Genomic DNA, 18632 nt, shown 5'->3' with positions numbered 1-18632 from the left:
TTCCATATCTTCACCTCCAGCACTCAGAATGTCAAGCTTCTGGAGGTCTGGAAATTTGATCAACGGTCGGTGACTCGGAGATTAAAGAGGTCAAAGTCGATGCCTGTTGTTTCGGTCGAGGATCTCCGATTTTATTTCGAAGAGCAGGGCGAAGGAAATCCATTGGTCTTCCTCAGCGGATTAGGAGGAGATCACTGCGCCTTTGGCGGTACGACACGATATTTCTCGCGGCAGTGGAGGACGCTGGCTTTCGACTCGCGAGACGCCGGTCGGAGCGATCGAGCTAAACGGCCGTATGCCACGAGCGATCTCGCTGACGATGTGGCCGGCTGGCTTACTGCTCTAGGAATTACGTCGGCAAGGGTCGTGGGTCATTCGTTGGGCGGTCTGGTTGCTCAGGAACTGGCACTCCGCCATCCCGAACTTGTCCGGTGCTTGGTCCTGGCCTCTACCCATTCAGGTGCCACTCCCTGGCGTAAGTCGGTGATCGAGTCGTGGATCCGGATGCGTCAGGTTCTTGGACCGGCCGAGTTCGCCAGCGTGACGTTACCCTGGCTCGCGGCTCCGAATTTTTTCTTGGCACAGCCACAGATCGAAGGTCTTATCCGCTTCGCCGAACGCAACGAGTGGCCACAAGATCCGGATGCCTTTGCCAGGCAGGCCCGAGCGGCAATCGAACACGATTCTCGAGATCGACTGGGCCGGATCGCCGCCCCTTGCCTCGTTATGGTCGGAGAGTTGGACCTGGTCAATCCTCCGGACGTTGCTCGAGAACTGATCGATGGAATTCCGAAGTCCCGCCTCGTCGTACTATCGGGAGTGGGTCATCTGCCTCACATCGAAGATGGAGCTCGATTCCGCGAGGAGATTGCCAGGTTCTTGAGTGAAGTTGGTTGAGGATTGACTTGCGGGGAGATCTCAACCGGGCTAGTCTCGCCTTCGATAGTTCCGGAGATCCCTGAGGCGGGAGTTTCCTTGATGGCAACTGAAGAAGAACTGAAGCGAGCCTACAAGGCCTTCAAGAAACGGATCAAGCTAGCCCGTCTCGACGACGAGTCGGGCCTGAGTCCGGGCAGTAAGAGGTCGGCAATCCGTGGGATCACACCGCCAACGGGTCATCCTCCGGGTATCTGGGAAGAACTCGTCGCGAAGGGCAAACTGAAACGTGAAGGTAGCGGAACATATTCGATGGCGGGAGAGATTTGACCGGTTTCGCCCAAACTTTCGCGTTGGCGAATTCGAATCGCGATTCTCCGTATTTCGATTCGCCCTATGCGTCTCGACCTTTCTCATGGTCGTGGCATCCTGGCCACTCTGGATCGACGGACAAGATTTCCCCCGCGTCCCCTTCGTCCAGGGCTGGGGGGGGCATTCGCTCTGGAGTTCCTGGGCGCTTTTCGCCCTTTTCGCTATGACGCTCCTCGGTTCGGCGCTCCTCCGGCGGGGATGGCGATGGATCATGGCCGCTAGTTGCATCGTCCTAATGAGCGAGGTGGCCGGTGATCAAAATCGACTCCAGCCCTGGGGCTATCAGTATCTAGTGATCGGTCTAGGTCTCGTGGCGTTCCCCCAGGCGGATGCGTTTCGACTAGCTCGCCTCTACGCGATCTCGCTTTACTTCTATTCGGGACTTTCAAAATTTGATGTTTCGTTCGTCGACGAACTTGGGCCTACTTTTCTGACCGCCGGGCTCGCACCGATCGGGCTTAATCCAGGGCTTTGGGGGAACATTGCCCGGACCTCGGCGATCCTTGCCATGCCGGCGATCGAGATACTGATCGCGGTTGGGCTTGTTTTTGAATCCACTAGACGAGCCGCCCTGATTGGCGCTCTCGGACTTCATGCCACTCTGATCGGCATTCTCGGGCCGTGGAACCTCGACCACAGCACAAACGTCCTGATCTGGAATGGCGCGTTGTTCTGCCAAGATCTTGTCTTGTTCGGGAATGATCGAATAGCGATTCCGATCGAGCCGGGGGGAAGGATTCGTCATCATGGGCTCAATCTCTTGCATGCTTGTGTGATTATTTTTCCGGTCGGAGAGCGATTTGGATTGTACGACTCCTGGCCATCTCATGCCCTTTATGCGAGCCATTGCGAACGGACCGAGGTCTATCTCGCAGAGGCTGCCCTCGACCAATTTTCGAAGGCAGTCCTCCGGCACGTCGCTGAGAGCACCGATGGAACCTGGTGTAAACTCGATCTGACGGGCTGGAGCCGCGAGATCCGGGGAACCCCACTTTACCCTCAAGGCAGGGTGGGAAGCGGACTGGCCGAGGCTCTGGCCACCGGCCAGACAGGGCCACTACCCGTCCGGGTCCTCCAGTGGAGTCGTGCCAATCCTTGGAATGGGCAACGCACCCTGGTGGAATGTCTGGGCCTGCGGGCCATCCGTCGAAGGGGTGATCGATTCTGGATCAATGCCCATCCATCGCCCGAATTGCCTCACTGATGGGGAGTCGGAAGTCGGTTGCATCCAGGCGTGTGGGCCTCTATGTTCGATGGAAGTAGGAAATCCCTCCAGACGGGCCCTGGGTCGGGGCCAAGCCATCCCTACCGCCTCCGGAGTCCTCCCGATGTCAACCTCCTCTCTCCTTGTCCGACGACTCCTGATCGCGCTCGGATCGATTCCGGCGGTTGCGGGCGTTGTGGTTGCCCAGCAGCCAGCGACCGTTCTTGGGACCCTGGATGGTCATTCCGAGGCGGTCTACTCGGTGGTCTGGACTCCCGACGGAAAGTCTCTGGTTTCCGGAGGGTTCGACCACTCGGTTCGTCTCTGGGATTTCGCCACCCGGAAAGAACTCAAAAAGTTCGATGGCCACACGGGACTGGTCCTGAGCGTTGCGGTCGACAAGGCTGGAAAGCAGATCCTTTCGGGGAGCCTCGACAAGACGTCGAAAATCTGGGAGATCCCTGCAACCGGTCCATTGAAGGAATTGACCGAGAATCCGGCTGGAATTCGCGCGATCGCGTCGAAGTCGGACGGGAAGCAACTCGTGGTTGCATCGGGGAATCTAATCAAGGTCTGGGACCTCGAATCCTATCAACTGGTCCGAGATCTGGCCGGTCACTCCGCTGAAGTCCTGGCCCTTGCCTGGCGTGGAGATTCCGCCCAGGTTGCATCGGGCGACAAGGCCAAGTCGATCCGACTCTGGGATGCCAATTCGGGTGAACCCCGAGGCGTAATCGAGACTCCTTCGGACAGCGTCCTGGGACTGGCTTACTTACCCGACCATCAGCACCTCATCTCGGCCGGGTCGGATGGCGTGGCCAGGCTGTGGAAGTTAACCGGGGCAGATCCTGCGGCTGTCTCGATAAGGACGTTCGAAGGTCATAAAGGGGCCGTCCACTCGGTCGCGGTCGACCCGAAGGGAGAGAAAGTTGTCACGGGATCGGAAGACAAACTCGTCAAGGTCTTCGACGTCTCGACCGGGAAGGAACTCTTCTCACTCGAGGGGCATCAGGACGCGATCAGCGCGATTTCCGTGACTTCCGATGGCCAAAAACTGGTCACCGGTTCGGCCGACAAGACGGTCAAAACCTGGAATCTCGCCGATGGTAAACTCCTGACGACTTTTCCGGCCTTTCCTGCCGCCATCACTTCTCTTGGTGTAGATTCCGAAGGCAAGGTCCTGGTCGTGGGATTGGCCGACGGCTCTGCAAGGGTCCTGGACTTGACTTCGGCCGACGCCTCGAAGTCGGAACGGCAAGTCGTGTCTGGTCATTCCGGTCCAATCACCGGAATAGCCATGTTGGCCGGCAATTCGAGATTACTCACCGCTTCGGATGACAAATCGATTCGGATCTGGTCATTGACTGCTTCGGCAGAACCGAAGACCTTGACCGGGCATGGTAGCCAGGTTTACTCGGTCGTTTGGTCGCCAGACTCAACGCGTGCGGTTACCGGATCGGCCGACGCAACCGTCCGGATCTGGGACGCGGTCAAGGCCACGCAGATCAAGGCGATCGAGAAGGCGCACGCCAGCGTCGTCTACTCGGTGGTCATGAGCCCCAAGGGAGACCTGATCGTTTCAGGTGGAGATGACAAACTCGTCAAGTTCTGGGAGCCGTCGGAGGGGAAAGAACTCCGGAAGGGGGAAGGGCACACCGCACCCGTTTATTGCCTGAGCTTCCGGCCCGATGGAGCAATCGTGGCCTCGGGCTCGGTCGATAAGACGATTCGATTCTGGAATGCCGACGATGGCAAGCAGACTCAAATCCTCGAAGGCCACCCTGACGAGGTCTACGGGCTGGCCTTCAGTCCAGATGGCAAACGTCTCGCCTCGATCGGCTATGCCGGGAATCTTCTGATCTGGGACGTCGAAGGAGCCAAGGAGCTATCTCGGCAGAAACTCTCTCCGGGTGTCATGACTTACGGATTGGCATGGAGTCCGGACGGAAAGACCCTGGCCGTCGCGGGCTCCGATAACAAAATTAGCTTGCTCGGAACTCCATGATTCCGAGGTTCAGGCTTCCATCGACTCGAAGAGCGTCGCGATGCCCTGACCCTGACCGATGCACATGGTCGCCAGTCCGAATCTTGCTCGTTCTGTACGCATCCGGTGTAAGAGCGTCGTTGCGATCCGGGCTCCACTGGCTCCCAGTGGGTGCCCGATCGCAATGGCTCCTCCTCGAGTGTTCACCTTTTCCTCGGACAAACCGAGAAGCTTGAGGACGGAAAGGGCCTGGACTGCGAACGCCTCGTTCAGCTCGATGGCGCCAACCTCGGCCAGTTCCACGCCAGCTCGAGCCAGGGCCTTCCGGACTGCAGGAACCGGACCGATTCCCATCTCCGAGGGATCGACGCCCGCGACGGCCATGGATCGAACCCGGGCCATCGGCTGGAGGCCCAGTTCGTTTGCCTTCTCCTCCGACATGATCAGGAGGCCGGCTGATCCAACATTGATCGGCGAGCTATTTCCAGCGGTCACCGAGCCACCCGCCGGGTTGAACACGGGGGATAAAGCCCCGAGTGCCTCGATCGAAGTCTCACGACGGATGCACTGATCGGAGTCCAAGAGGGTCTTGAGACCCGACTCATCCCTCCCCCAGGTTGGTACGATTTCGTCGCGGAAGTGGCCCTCGTCGGTCGCGATGGAGGCGAGCCGATGGCTCCGAAGCGCGAACTCGTCCTGCTTTTGTCGAGAGATCCGATACTTGGCGGCGAGGTACTCGGCGGTAAGTCCCATATTCATGATCCCCTCGCCGTGGCGGGCGATCAATCCCGGACAGGGGTTATAGTCCTTCGTCATGGGGACGTGTTCCATGTGCTCGACACCGCCCGCGATCTGAACGTCCTCGCATCCCGACCGGATGCTCATAACTGCGTCGTTGATGGCCTGGAGGCTCGAGCCGCAGTTTCGGTTGATCGTCACGCCCCCAGCCTCGATCGGCAGGCCCGCCACCAGTGATGCAATTCGGGCGATGTCGAAACCTTGCTCTCCCTGCTGCTGGACACAACCCCATCGGACATCCTCGATGAGCTTCGGGTCGATGGAGGTTCGACGCAAAAGAGCTTGCATGACGTGGGCCGAGAGTTCCTCGGAGCGCACGTCGCGATAATATCCCTTGTCCGAAGACGCGCGAGCGATCGGCGTCCGGACGGCATCGATGACCACGGCATGTCTCATGGGATTCGATCCCTTCGTGTTCGAGGCTTCCAGGAATTCCGGTCAGACGACCGAAGTCGCCCGGGGCATCGGATAAAAGAATTCGCCCTGATTGGCATGACGAGTCAAGGTTTCGGTCGGCTCAAACCGCCTGCCGTGTGATCGAATCTTGCCCAGGCGCTCGAGAATTGTGCCTGCCCCGACCGAGTCGGCCCATCGAAGGATGCCACCTCGAAAGGGCGGAAAGCCGATTCCCAAGATGAGCCCCATGTCGACATCGGCCGGCTCGCGGACGATCCCTTCTTCCAGAACCCGAGTCGCTTCCAGGAGCATCGGCAAGAACAGCCGGTCGGTGATCTCTTCTCGGTCCATCGAGACTTCGCCGGTGCGGTGTTTGGCGAGGATTGGATCGAAGTCGGGGTCCGAACTTACCTTCTTTCCTTGATGTTTACGAAAGCCCGAGCCGGACTTCTGGCCCAGTCGTCCAGCCTTGAGCATGTCCACGAGGAGCCGCGTTGGCACGGCTCGATCGGGATAGGACTCGATCATCACCTTCCCGGCATAGGCCGCCGTGTCGATACCGATCAGATCGTGGAGAGCGATCGGTCCCATAGGCATTCCGAATCGGATGGCTGCTTCATCGATCGCGTCCATGGGGACGCCTTCCTGGAGGAGTTGAAGCGACTCGTTCATGTAAGGGAGTAAGACTCGATTGACCAGGAACCCCGGACAGTCCTTGACCACGATCGGCGTCTTGCGGATCGAACGGGCTAGTGCGACGACGGTGGCGACCGTCTCGTCCGAGGTCTTCGACCCTCGGATCACTTCAACCAGTTCCATCCGGTCTACCGGATTGAAGAAGTGAAGTCCGACAAATCGTTCGGGGTCCGCGGACGACTCCGCGAGGCGCGTGATCGAGATCGTCGAGGTGTTACTCGCGAGTATCGCCCCCTTCTTCATGACTTTGGCGAGTTCTCGATAGGTCGCCGCCTTGGCGGATTCGTCCTCGGTGATCGCCTCGATGACCAGGTCGCGGTCGGCCAGGATTTCATTCGAGGTCGCCGTGCTGAGGAAACCCAGCATTCGAGCCAAATCCTCGGTGGATGCCCGACCAATCTTGATACGACTCGTAATGACCTCGGTCGCTCGCTTCAATCCGCCGGCCAGGCGAGCCTCGTCCACGTCCACCATCGCGGTAGGAAGGCCCGACCTGGCATGAGACGTAGCGATGCCCGAGCCCATCAGGCCCGATCCGATCACGCCAACTCTCCTGATCGGCTGGGGAATGACGTCGGTTCGGTCGACCCCCGGTTCACGCGAAAGCCGGTTCTGCATGAAGAAGACCGCGATCAAATTTCCCGAGATCGGCGTCCCCATCACTTCAAGTGCGGCCTCGCGTTCTACCTTCAAGGCCTCCTGGAGTGGCAGCCGGCATCCTTCGCGGATGGACTTCAATGCGACCAGTGGGGCGGGATAATGCCCCTTTGTTTTCATCCGGATGGCTCCCTCGGCCGTCGCGAATGCGAAAGCGCTCTGGTCGGCACTGAGATCGAGCGGTTGCCGTCGTCGTTCTCGATTCTTCTTCCATTCGCCGGAATCGACCAGAAACTCGATCAGTCGAACGCCTTCCTCGACCAACTTCTCGGCAGGGACGGCATCGAATGCCATTCCTAGCTCGACAGCCTTCGATGCCGAGACTGGCTCTCCCGTGGCGATCATCTCGATGGCGTTCAGGCCGATGAGACGCGGAAGTCGTTGGGTCCCCCCCCAACCTGGGATGATCCCGAGCTTGACCTCGGGTAGGCCGATCTTGGACTGAGGACCATTCGAGACGATCCGTTCATCCATCGACAAGATCAACTCGGTCCCGCCACCCATACATGGCCCGTCAACCAGGGCGACCGTCGGGAAGGGGAGTAGTGAAATTCGATCATAGAGCGCGTGCCCCATGTCGATCGCTTGCCCAAGTTGATCCTTGGTCGCGAAGACCAACGCACCTATCTCCTTGAGATCGGCCCCGGCCACGAACTGGCCGGGTTTTCCGCTCCGAAACAACAGGCCCTTCAGGTTGGGTTGCTTCCCCAGACGGGCGATGAGGGCACCCAACTCCATCAGGACGGCCTGCGATAGAGTGTTGACCTTCTTGTCGGGGACGTCGAGCGTGATCAGGCCGATGCCGTCGCTTCGCTCTTCGAATTGGAATGCGCCGGGCATGGGGACGGCTCCTTGAGTAGGCTCCGAATCGGAATCGATCGAGATTTTAGATTCGAGGGAGGTGACGATCTCGTCGATCGCCCCAGCAATGAAGGCCGAAATCCTTCATGTGACGATTTCATGCCGAATAGGGCATAAGTATCTCGCCCGCCTCGATGCCCGCGATCGCCTCGAATCCTCCTTCGGCGACGGCCTCTCCCAGTTGAGTGACAGCCCGGAAGTAAGAATCGGTCGGTCGGCGACCGGAAAGTTTTCGTCGGAGGTCCTGACAGAGGATGTCGGCCGCCTGTTGAACCAGTCCGTCGGTCTGACGACCCGCCCAGCAAGCGGTGGCCAGGATCACGACCAGGTCCTGGAGCCGCTGCGAGAGTTCCGCCATTCGACACTGACGGTCGGCCAGCCTGAGCTGATGCTTGCTCATCACATCGCTAACTTCGATCCGGCTCCGTTGGAGTGACTCGGCCGCGTACTGGGCATGCTCGGCCAACGATGGCGGAAGGTCGGGTAGCGTCGGATGATGCCAGCCGATCAGCCTTTGGGTCGCCCGCCACCGGGCATAGGGGACCACCGCCTTGCGGAGAGCCCAGGCGTGGGCCGGATTGAGCGGGTTCGGCTGACGAATCCCCGCGGCCTGCAAGGCCATCCCGATCGGTTCGAAGTAGGTCTTGCCATGATCCTTGATCAGCGATTTGAAGAACCCCATACCGAGCATCTCCCCCTCGCCTTCGTAGATGCAGGGTGCGAGATATTCGTGAACGTTGTCCCCGAAGAGGTGTCCATGGAGAAACGCCCGACCGCCGTGGGTCTTCATGAAGAGCTCGATCGCGGCCTCTTTCTGAGCCTCGCTGCCGAAAACCTTGGCGACGGTGCATTCCATCTCTCCTCGAAAGCCCTGATCGAGGAGCCAAGAACACCAGGCCACGAGGGCATCGGCACCAACAATCAACGAAGCCAGTCGACCGACCCGTCTGCGGACCAACTCCCGCGAAATGATCGTTGCACCATAGGTCTTCCGGAAGCGAGCCCAGGGGAGGATACTCGCCAGCATCGTCCGCATGGTCCCCGCGGCGTTGGCACAGAGGGCCACTCGTCCCAGGTTCAAGCCGTGGTAGGCGATGGTTAGTCCATCTCCCTTGGCAACGGTCAGGCGGTTCGATGCCGGGACGTGGAAATCATGGAATCGAAGTCCGTTGTTGTAAGAGTGTTTGAGGGCGTATAGGCCGTATTTTACCGTCTGGAAATGCTCGTCCTCGTGATCCGGGAGATCAACGATCAGGACCGCCGGTTTGTCCTCGATCAGGCAAACCAGCCCGATCGTCCGGCCGGGAATCGCGTTGGTGATGAAAAGTTTCTCGCCGTTGACGACGTAATCGTCGCCGACCTTTTCGGCCCGGGTTCTCAGGGCGGTGAGATCGGACCCCGCGCCGGGCTCGGTCAAGGCGAAGCCGGAGAGGCGTTCGCCGCTCGCAAGCCTCGGTAAGTAACGTCGCTTTTGATCCGGTGTCCCGAAGGAACGGACCGGATCGACGGCCCCGATGCATCCGTGGACCGAGGCGAGCCCCGCAATCGTCGGGTCGATGGTGGCCATTCGCGTCAGGAACGGCGCGAAGGCGGAGAACGGTGCGCCGCCACCTCCATATTCCGGATCGACCAGGAGTCCCCAGTAGCCGGTCTCGGCCAATCCTTTGAAGACCTCATCTCGGATCTTACCCTCGGAGTTGAGGAGCTTTCCGGATTTGACATGTTGTCGGACCAAGGCCAGCGACTCGCGCATCGTCCGGTCGCAGGAGGCGGAAGGGGGCAAGGGCTCGGGGGCAAAAAGCTCGCTGGGAAAGTCTCGATCCCAGACGGCTCGGTGGACCGGACTATGGGCAGTCTGGTAACGGGTGGCGAACAGCGCCTCCACTTGCTCGTCGGCCCGGTCGAGAGAACCTGTCTTCCTGGCTTCCTCTTCACTCTTGCCGCCGAGTTTGAGGGCGGTTTCCACGAAGGTCTGGGATTCTAGGTCTTGTAGATCCTGGCTCATCGTCCGTATCCTTCCAATGAAAGGGGTACGAGTACAACCTTCGACCAGGGATTCGCCCCAAGGGCGCAGTCCGGCGCCTCAGCCTGCTAACTCCTCGACAGGCGGAATACCTTCGGCGAGGGATGTTCCGGTCATCCTGACGGAGACCGTCGAGATAGGCTGTTCGAGAAGCCAGTCTTCAAGGATCACGTGAGAGAGATAAGGGGCACGAAGCAGAGTCGTGCTCGACGGCAAAATCCGGCCGAGCCACGCGTTTCGACCCAGACCGGAGGCCACTCCTCGTCCAATCATTTTCATGTAGGGATGACCGAGATATCGACCGACATTGTTGGCCAGGCGCGTGAATGTTGAGGGGATCAGGTTTGGCCGGGGCCCAACATGGACCACGACGTCGGAACCCATGGCGAGAGTCCGGTCGATCACATCCCAGAGTCTCTGCGGGTGATCGGTCCAATCGGTCAAGATTTCGCGGCTATTTCCCGCAGTATAGCTGGCGTCGCCGGTGACGCACGAGAGAATCATTGGTGTCGGTTTCTGGACACCGCCCCCCGTCCTATATAGAGAAATGGCGGTCCGATTCGGGATCGATCGTTGCCAGACCAGGGGCGAATGCAGCGGCGGCCAGCGGTTCGAGTTCCTCCTCAACAAAACCTTGTGTCCCTTGTGAGCGACGATTTCTCCCTTGGACTCATCCAGTCGGTCGATCGTGTCTCCTTGTCCGAGGATCAGTGCCGTGTTGGGAGACAGGAAGGCCGAAGGCCCGATTAGCCCTTTACCTTCGCTGCTGATCGCCCGGCAGAGCCGCTCTACTTCATCCATCGGGAGTGCGGGCCCGCGGGTAAACAGCACGCCCATGGTCAAATCGGCGGCCAATTCGGCGCAGTCGGGGGCCAGGGCCAGAGGAATCGGCAGGAGTTGCTCCAGGGAGTACACTCCGCCGAAGACAAGGGCGGAGAGTTCGCCGATGCTATAGCCGAAGCTCAATCGGGCTTCATGGGCGTTGACCTCGAAGCACTCTTCGAGAATCTCAAGCTGGGCTAGCTCCATCGCGACGATCGTCGCGACGTCCTGTGGAAAAAAATCGAGGTTACTCCTCAATCCGGCTCGAATGTGAGAGGCAAGGTCGACCTTCGTATGGATCGCGTCCGAACAGAGAATCGACGCCTCATCGAGCACCTTGAGGACAATTGGTCCGAATCGGGGGTGGTCGAGAAATTCGATACTTCGGCCCAGATTATCGACGTCGAATCCTCGAAACGCGATGACCGTCGAGTTCATCCTCCTTCGGAGGTCGGCCGGCGAACTTGGTTTCGACACGGGCGTTGAACCGCCGGTCATCCTTCCGGATTTCGAGGCGGAAAGCGCGGGCTTCGATAGGTCGACTTCGAGCAACGACTTGCGTCGAAGCCAGCGATTCTCGGAATCTTTCATCGCACGATCTCCCTTCTTCGGGAACCCGTGGTCGAAGCCGATGGATACATGAAGGCCCCCGACCCGAGAAGACTCGGGCTTGTCGAAGGGGCAGGGGATCGGGATCGATGCGATCCAGGAGGAGATTCAGACGAACGTTTCCGCATCGAAAGCGGTTGTAGCCGACCCAGGCTCGTTCGCCTTTCTATCCAAATTATACGACGCGTCCGGCCCAAGAGAAGGACTCGTGATTTCGAAGTCGGGATTCCCTAAAATGAACCAAGTGGGACTCTGTGGATTAACCACATCTCCTACCTTCTATTACGCTCCTCGACCCCAGCTAGGACGAATTCTCCTTGCTCAACGACGATTTTTCCAAGCACGAGTCAGGTCGTCCGCGACATTTTCTGGAGTCGCTCGGGGTCAAGGCGGATGGAGAAGGACGCCTGATCCTGGAGGTAGCCGAAACTCATCTAAGAAGCCTCGGGCTCGTACACGGTGGAGTTATCGCCACCTTGCTCGATTCCGTGATGGGAATGGCGGCGGCCCGGTCATCACCCGTCGAGCATTATCTGGTGACCGCGCAGCTCAACGTCAACTTCATCAGACCGGCCCTGGATGGAGAGACATTGATTGCTTTTGCCGACGTCCGTCATGTGGGTCGGAGGACCGCGGTCGCCCAAGGAGAAATTCGCACGGACTCGGGATCGTTGGTCGCGACTTCTTCGGCTACCTTCGTATATGTCGCCCACGATGATCGGACTCGGGGCCAGTCGGAGTCGATCAGTACATCAAACTGAACCCGAGGTCAGTCATGCCGACCGATCCCATCGAGAATCTTCCCGGATTTCCGGTATCGATCCCGATCCCCGTCTTCTGGGGCGATCAAGACGCTTTTCGTCACGTTAACAATATCGTGTATTTGCGGTGGTTCGAGTCGGCACGTGTGGCCTATTCCTCGCGTGTCGGTCTGTTTGATCGGATGGAAACCGAGAACATTGGACCGATACTGGCTTCGAGCCGTTGTGAATATCGGAGTCCGCTCACCTATCCCGACTCGGTCCTTGCCGGTGCAAAAGTGATTCGTATCGGTCGCTCCAGCTTGACCTTCGAGCATCGAATCGTCAGCCGGATCAGCGGAATCGTCGCGGCCGAGGGGCAGGCTGTCCTCGTTCTACGCGACTACGGCCGAGGGGAGTCGATCCCGATTCCCGATACGATTCGCGAGTCGATCGAGTCTCTCGAACGGAAGAGTCGCTGAAGTGATTAGCCGACATCAATTGCTCGACCGATTAAGAAACGCGCCTTGCTGGGACCTGGTGGTCATCGGAGGAGGGGCGTCCGGACTCGGGGCGGCTCTTGATGCCGCTTCGAGAGGGCTTACGACTCTTTTGATCGAGTCGGCGGATTTCGCGCAGGGGACTTCAAGCCGAAGTACCAAGTTGCTCCATGGCGGTGTCCGCTATCTGGCCCAAGGCAAGATCGGATTGGTTCGAGAGGCTCTTCACGAGAGGACTATTCTACTTAGAAATGCCCCACATCTGGCTCACACCCTGGAGTTCGTGGTCCCCGCCGAGTCGCGAGCCTCACTTTTCTACTATGGTTTGGGTTTGCGAGCCTACGACCTTCTGGCGGGACGCGACGGACTTGGATTATCGAGGGTTGTCGGCCGAGCAGAACTGATCCAACTCGCCCCGACTCTCAAACCGGGCCGATTTCGGGGTGGGATCATCTACAAGGATGGTCAGTTCGATGATGCCAGGTACGCCATCAGCCTGGTCCGTACTATCTTCGAACGAGGTGGACTAGCGATCAACGCCATGCCGTTGGTCGGGTTCGTGAAGGAGCGTGGACGGATCTCAGGTGTCGAAGCCCGGGACATCGAGACAGGAGAGACGTTCAGGATTAATGCGAGGACTGTCATCAATGCGACCGGTGTTGAAGTGGACATCGTCCGGCTGCTCGATGATTCCAATGCCTCCCCGACACTTGCACCGAGCCGAGGATCACATCTGATTCTCGATCGCAAGTTCCTACCGGGTCGAGCCGGAGTGATGATTCCGAAGACGGACGATGGAAGGGTTCTCTTCGCCATCCCCTGGCACGACAAGGTTCTGCTCGGGACGACCGATACTCCGGTTGATCGAGTGACCCGAGAACCTCGTCCTTCGACCGAGGAGATCCAATACTTGCTCGATCATGCAGGACGCTATTTTGCTGAGCGGCCCAGGCTCGAAGACATCCGGAGTGTCTTCGCGGGACTTCGCCCTCTGATTGGAAGAGGAGGATCGGGGCGAACCTCGTCGATTTCGCGGGAGCATGCGATTTTCGTTTCGGACTCAGGTCTCGTCACGATTACTGGGGGTAAGTGGACGACCTATCGGCGTATGGGGCGAGAGGTCGTAGATCGGGCCATCGACGTTTCTGGGCTCCCTCGATCTCCTTCGAGGACGGAATTCTTGCGGATTCAAGGATGGACCGACCAAATCGCGATGGCGCCGTTCTCGATTTATGGATCGGACGCCCGGAAACTCGAGCGATTGGTTGAAGAGAATCCCGAATGGGGTGAGAAGATTCATTCCCGACTTACGGCCCTTGAAGTTGAGGTGATCTGGGCCTGTCGATTCGAATTTGCTCGCTCGGTCGAGGACGTTCTGGCTCGCCGGACACGCTCGCTCTTCCTCGATGCAAGGTCCAGCGTCGAGGCGGCCCCCTTGGTCGCTTCGCTCATGGCCGGCGAGCTCGGCTTCGACCGTTCCTGGGAGGCCTCGCAGGTCGAAGCCTTCCGCGACCTGGCTTCGAATTACTTGCCGGATTGATCTTCGACCCGCTCTTCTTCGATTCTTGCGATCCATGCCATTCTGGTCTTCCGATCAGGCATCGGACGATTGCCAGTGGACGGCATCTCGTCATAGGATTGGCCATCCAAGGTTCGCCCATTTTTCCCTTTGCGGACCCCACCCCATTGCTTGAAGAAAAATGGGATGCCCGATCTCCGGCAGGCATCACGAACATTCCTGACCCACGAAGCGTCGAGTGGTCGAGCCTTCGGGCCGCTCTCGCCACCAAGGATAACCCAGCCGATTCCCGTGAGATCGAGCGATCCGAGATCCTCCAGCAAGGGCTCGACCGAGAGCATTCGGAGCCCACAAGGGCTCGACCGGAGATGTTCGATTCGAGGGAGACCGTGCTTGCGATCCTCGACACTCACGCCCCACCAGATGTGAGGGAGACCTGACACGAAGTCGAGTCGGGTCTGAAGAAGCTTACACATCCTGTCGGAACGCTTGGTGAGAATCTGATAAGTATGCCAGTCGGCCCGCTCCATGACCCGTACAATCGAAATGATTTCCTGGTCGGAGATATCTCGATGAAACAGGTCGCTCATCGAATTGACGAAGACCATCTTCGGGGCGGGAAGTCGGAACGGTTCCAGTAACTTTTCCGGGACCCTTCGTAGGTCAAATCCTTGTTCGTATGGGTGGCCTCGGACCCCTCGAAATCGTTCGGCGAATGTCTCGGCGTAACAGTGGGCACACCCGGGACTGATCTTGGTACAACCCCTGATCGGGTTCCAGGTCACGTCAGTCCACTCGATCGCCGTCTGCTGAGACATTGGCCCGTCAACCTTCCCCGTTTCAGCGAGTCATCACTTACTCGCCTCGTTCTGGATCGCCTTCTCGACTCGCTTCAATTCGGAGGCAAGGGCGAGAGCCTCGGGCTCCGTTGATCGCTCGCGAAGGATCAATCGGAGGCTTTCCGCCCATTCGGCCCGCCGAAATGGTGAGTTGGCCAGTTTGCCGAGCCGTGGAGTCGATTGTTCCTTGAGTTCCTGGGAAACATTACTCCGAATCATCTCGACCCAGACCTGGCGAGCCTTCGTGAAATCCTGGGTGGCCATGACGAGGGTGAATTCGATGGCCTCGATCGTCTCGAAGGCTCGGCAGAGCGATGGGGATCGCTCCGCTTCAGGGATCGAGGCAATTTTCGATCGAAGAAGTCCCCTCTTTCGGGATTGAAGCAGTAGTTCGACAAGAAGGGCTTCATACACAGGACGGTAAGATCCGACGAGCTTTTCCCGGTTAACGCCCAGGAGGATCTCATCCGGGGACGGTTGTCCCTCGGGTCCAGGATCTCGCGTGAGTCTGGCGATTGACGTTTTCAAGGCCCATAGGAAGCGAGCATTGTCATCCCACTCCAGAGAGAACGGCCTTTCTTCATAGGCGGGCCAACCCGAAGTCCGTTCCCACTCGGTGAGCCTCGGCTCGGGCTTGATTATTGAGGAGAGCCGGTAGAGAGGATCTCCCAAGAAGATTAGCCTCCAGGGTAATCCTCTCGATTCGTTCAGGCTCTTTCGGACGGCCACGACAATGGGCAGCTTCTCCGAGATCAGATTGCCGACGAGTCGAGGCGTCCGGAAGGCATCCAGGTAAGGCTCATTCACTGATCCGAAATAGAGGAACGCCCCATTGGCTAGCCACCGACCCGCGATAGTGAAAGGGTCCGCCGGGTCTGCAGCCGAATAACTGTGGATCATCAGGACCGCCGAGGGAACGCCTCGAGGGATGTCGGCCGCGCAGGCGGGGCCGCTCCTGAGGTTGAAGACCCTCGGCATTCCGTGGGAATTGATCAGGACCAAGCCATGTTGGTTATCGGGGTCGAAGGTGTCATGCCAACCATCAATGCCCGCCTCCCGATCGCCCGAGATCTGCGAGGTTGGCAAAGAGGCCGAGAGCCGAGTCGCCGCCTCGCGTGTCGCGTAATCCGACCAGGGGGGTGACTTCTCGTCGTACCCATTGAACATCACGGCCGATTCAGGCTGGAGGAAGAGCGAACACATCGCCTGGTAGACGCTCTCGGGGGCATTGCCGATGATTCGGCCAGCGTACCCCCATCGTCGCGAAGTGATCACCGATCGAGCGAGCCTGTCGTCGACCGCATTGATCTCTCGATTCGAATCGAGATAGCGATAGGGCCAGTCGCCGGCCAAGGTGATGAAATCGCAGTCGTCACCGAGCGTGTCGTAGCGGGGGATTCGGGCCTGGATCTTCGATGTCAGGTCGAGATCGAACTTCAAAAAATCTTCGAAGGAAAGAACGTCGGAATATTTCTTGCTGCTATCGAATCGGAGGAGGGGCTGGAATCGACCGGCGGCGAGAGCGACGGCTCCGGCGAGCATCGACGCCTCGGGAGAGGAAAGTATCACTCCGGGAGGTGTGGCACCGATCGATCTGGGCACCTCGATTCCCGAAGTCTTCGAGGAGTGGTCGTCGGGTTCCGACCAGGACGCCCCGACGGCAGCAACGGCCCGGTCCCAGATTTTATCTTGAGCGATTGGCGCGGAAGTGCCAACAAACCGAATGACTCGGGCAGGCTTGAAGGCCCGGATAAACCGGAACGACGACTCGACATCGTCGAAGAGGATCGGGAAGGCGTGGCCCCGGTCCCAGGTGGAAATCGCTTCGAAAAACGCGGGGATGTCTCCAACCAGGCAGACTTGGTCCACGACCCGGCGTTCTGGTCCCACTCGCGACTCCCACCCAACCGAAGCCCGACGAATCATCGCGAGGCCCGGATCGAAGAGCGAGGTGGGTGCAGCCTGGAACATCGAGGCTGGGCTGGCAGGAGGTTCGACGATCGTTGGCTCGAATCCGAAAGCAACGAGAGCAAGGAGCGGAGCGAATCGCCAGGGTCTTGATCTGGACCAATTCATCGGCGGGTCACACCCTCTTGGTGAACTTCGCCTCGCCCCAGGAGTTTTCGAGGGGATGGAGGCAATCGACGACCCTCGATATACTACCAGAACAGGGAACACCAAGGTCCGATGTTCCGATCGATACTGGCCTGCCTCAACCGTAGACCCGCCGCAAGGGATTTGGTCCGATGAAAAAAGGTGGAATCCTCAATCCCGCGATCTGCTCCCTGCTGGCCGAACTCGGACACCTGGATGAGCTCTTGATCGTCGACGCCGGTTATCCGCTCCCGCCCGATGGCCATGTGATCGACTTGACGCTCACACCGGGCATTCCTCGATTTCTCGACGTGCTTCGCGCGGTGGCCGAAGAATTAGTGATCGAGTCGATCGCGGTGGCCACCGAAATCAATGAATACAGCCCCAAGCTCTATCAGGAAATCCTCAAGATCGTCGGCGACGTGGACATCGACGAGGTGCCTCACCACGAGTTCAAGGAGCAATCACTCGGGGTGAAGGGGATCATCCGCACGGCCGAATTCACGCCCTATGCGAACGTGCGAATCCTCTGCGGGAGTGCTTTCTGAGTCTCAGGCGAACCCAGAAATGACTTAGGGCCTTGCCACGGGATGTTGCCATCCTGCGGCAAGGCCTATCTTATTGAAAAATCGACCAATGCAAACCTATCGAGCGAGCCTCAGCTGAGTCGCCCAGAGAAGTCCCGAGAGCGTGAGGCGACCGACCGCAGCCACGGGACTCCCGTGGCAAAGATTCTCGCCCAAATCTTCAAGCCAGCCTCGGTCTCCGATTAGGGAAGCTTCAGCTTCGATAATCATGAGATCCTTCGGGCGACCAGACGGGGCTATCTGAAGGACGAGCCGCGATCCAGCGCGAGGACGACCCGCAGGCTCGACCCAAGAATCGACGATCGCTCCGGTCAGCGTCATCTCCTTGTCCATGAGCAAACCCTCCTCGCGATCATCGACGGGAGCTGGGGGACATTTACCCCCACTACCTGATGCATCCATCATAGCTGGCGAGCTTGGTTCAGGCAAGTGATATCCGTGAAATTGGGCAGATCATCGTGCTATGCAGAATCAAGAGAGGAAGGGGAGGGACCTGGAGAGTTTATAAGCCGGATTTTGTCGGAGTAAAATTCCCCGGATGACCATTTCTCTGGATGACCGGTTTCCCGGCATCTCAAGCGACCTACCCGAGAGTCATGACGGGCCGGGCCGACCCGTGGCCGCTATATCGACCTGACGGTCGATCCAGCGAAACTGCCCCCTGTTTGGTCTTGCTCCTGGTGGGGTTTACCGAGCCAAGCTGGTCACCCAGCCTGCTGGTGAGCTTTTACCTCACCGTTTCACCCTTACCTAGGCCGCCCTAGGGCGATCGAGGCGGTTTGTTTTCTGTGGCACTGTCCCTACTCGAATAAACGAGCGGTGGGTGTTACCCACCACCACGCCCTGTGGAGTCCGGACTTTCCTCCCTGGCATGTCCTCAAACCTTGTCGCCAAGGTTTTGAGCGCCAGAGCGGTCATCCAACCCTCCAGGTCCCAATCTATTTTAGTGCGGCGGAGTGCAAAGTGGAAGCGATTATCGCCGAATTCTCGAAATGGTTCGATTCGTAAGTTTTTATGTTGTGAGGGGTAAGAGGTATCAAGGGACTCGGAAACGT

At 58.8% G+C, this 18632-nt stretch carries 14 protein-coding genes and 1 other RNA gene; 8 read left to right on the top strand and 7 right to left on the bottom strand.

Annotated elements, in window-relative coordinates; genetic code table 11:
• Window positions 1–99 precede the first annotated feature (99 nt).
• The 4 genes from P12x_RS20880 (at window position 100) to P12x_RS20865 (ending at window position 4457) form a co-directional block, all read left to right on the top strand.
• Window positions 100–897, top strand: coding sequence for an alpha/beta fold hydrolase (locus P12x_RS20880; protein ID WP_435006673.1), 798 nt, complete (start codon window positions 100–102; stop codon window positions 895–897).
• Window positions 898–978: 81 nt separating this feature from the next.
• Window positions 979–1206 carry a hypothetical protein gene (locus P12x_RS20875; RefSeq protein WP_435006672.1) on the top strand — a complete coding sequence of 76 codons (228 nt, stop codon included), beginning with the start codon at window positions 979–981 and terminating at the stop codon, window positions 1204–1206.
• A gap of 253 nt (window positions 1207–1459) precedes the next feature.
• Entirely contained in the window at window positions 1460–2452 is a 993-nt protein-coding gene (locus tag P12x_RS20870) for a MauE/DoxX family redox-associated membrane protein (protein ID WP_435006671.1), read from the top strand.
• A gap of 124 nt (window positions 2453–2576) precedes the next feature.
• A complete protein-coding gene (locus P12x_RS20865) occupies window positions 2577–4457 on the top strand; it encodes an eIF2A-related protein (protein ID WP_435006669.1) in 1881 nt (626 codons plus the stop codon).
• A 9-nt stretch (window positions 4458–4466) separates the two neighbouring features.
• Here the strand turns inward: P12x_RS20865 and P12x_RS20860 are convergent, their stop codons facing one another.
• The 4 genes from P12x_RS20860 to P12x_RS20845 all read right to left on the bottom strand — a co-directional run bounded on the left by P12x_RS20860 (window position 4467) and on the right by P12x_RS20845 (window position 11280).
• Complete coding sequence (locus tag P12x_RS20860; RefSeq protein WP_435006668.1) at window positions 4467–5630, bottom strand: acetyl-CoA C-acyltransferase; 1164 nt, start codon at window positions 5628–5630, stop codon at window positions 4467–4469.
• A gap of 42 nt (window positions 5631–5672) precedes the next feature.
• A complete protein-coding gene (locus tag P12x_RS20855; protein ID WP_435006666.1) occupies window positions 5673–7823 on the bottom strand; it encodes a 3-hydroxyacyl-CoA dehydrogenase NAD-binding domain-containing protein in 2151 nt (716 codons plus the stop codon).
• A 118-nt stretch (window positions 7824–7941) separates the two neighbouring features.
• Window positions 7942–9849 carry an acyl-CoA dehydrogenase family protein gene (locus P12x_RS20850; RefSeq protein WP_435006665.1) on the bottom strand — a complete coding sequence of 636 codons (1908 nt, stop codon included), beginning with the start codon at window positions 9847–9849 and terminating at the stop codon, window positions 7942–7944.
• A 78-nt stretch (window positions 9850–9927) separates the two neighbouring features.
• Window positions 9928–11280, bottom strand: a complete 1353-nt coding sequence (locus P12x_RS20845; RefSeq protein WP_435006663.1) for an ACP S-malonyltransferase — start codon at window positions 11278–11280, stop codon at window positions 9928–9930.
• 335 nt (window positions 11281–11615) lie between these two features.
• On the opposite strand from P12x_RS20845, the gene P12x_RS20840 reads away from it, so the two are divergent.
• From P12x_RS20840 to P12x_RS20830, 3 genes are read left to right on the top strand one after another with little or no spacing between them, the layout of a single operon-like run.
• Window positions 11616–12059: a PaaI family thioesterase gene (locus P12x_RS20840; RefSeq protein WP_435006662.1), complete on the top strand. Its 444-nt coding sequence runs from the start codon at window positions 11616–11618 to the stop codon at window positions 12057–12059.
• Window positions 12060–12073: 14 nt separating this feature from the next.
• Window positions 12074–12520 carry an acyl-CoA thioesterase gene (locus tag P12x_RS20835; RefSeq protein ID WP_435006660.1) on the top strand — a complete coding sequence of 149 codons (447 nt, stop codon included), beginning with the start codon at window positions 12074–12076 and terminating at the stop codon, window positions 12518–12520.
• Window position 12521: 1 nt separating this feature from the next.
• Window positions 12522–14078, top strand: coding sequence for a glycerol-3-phosphate dehydrogenase/oxidase (locus tag P12x_RS20830; RefSeq protein WP_435006658.1), 1557 nt, complete (start codon window positions 12522–12524; stop codon window positions 14076–14078).
• On the opposite strand, the gene P12x_RS20825 is transcribed toward P12x_RS20830, so the two are convergent.
• Together P12x_RS20825 and P12x_RS20820 are read right to left on the bottom strand one after the other, a co-directional pair.
• A complete protein-coding gene (locus P12x_RS20825) occupies window positions 14063–14875 on the bottom strand; it encodes a DUF5131 family protein (RefSeq protein WP_435006657.1) in 813 nt (270 codons plus the stop codon). The genes P12x_RS20830 and P12x_RS20825 overlap by 16 nt on opposite strands.
• Before the next feature lie 33 nt (window positions 14876–14908).
• On the bottom strand, window positions 14909–16786 hold the full coding sequence (locus P12x_RS20820; RefSeq protein ID WP_435006656.1) for a hypothetical protein: 1878 nt from the start codon (window positions 16784–16786) through the stop codon (window positions 14909–14911).
• A 356-nt stretch (window positions 16787–17142) separates the two neighbouring features.
• Between P12x_RS20820 and rbsD the strand changes: the two genes are divergently transcribed.
• Window positions 17143–17538: a D-ribose pyranase gene (gene rbsD / locus P12x_RS20815; protein WP_435006655.1), complete on the top strand. Its 396-nt coding sequence runs from the start codon at window positions 17143–17145 to the stop codon at window positions 17536–17538.
• Window positions 17539–18066: 528 nt separating this feature from the next.
• Here rbsD and rnpB read toward each other — a convergent pair.
• Window positions 18067–18507, bottom strand: an RNA gene (gene rnpB, locus P12x_RS20810) — RNase P RNA component class A.
• Window positions 18508–18632 lie beyond the last annotated feature (125 nt).

The sequence above is a fragment of the Tundrisphaera lichenicola genome (assembly GCF_051175385.1).
Taxonomy (GTDB): Bacteria; Planctomycetota; Planctomycetia; order Isosphaerales; family Isosphaeraceae; genus Tundrisphaera; species Tundrisphaera lichenicola.
Note: the sequence above shows the minus strand (reverse complement) of the source record. Positions and strands in the feature narration are given on the sequence as shown.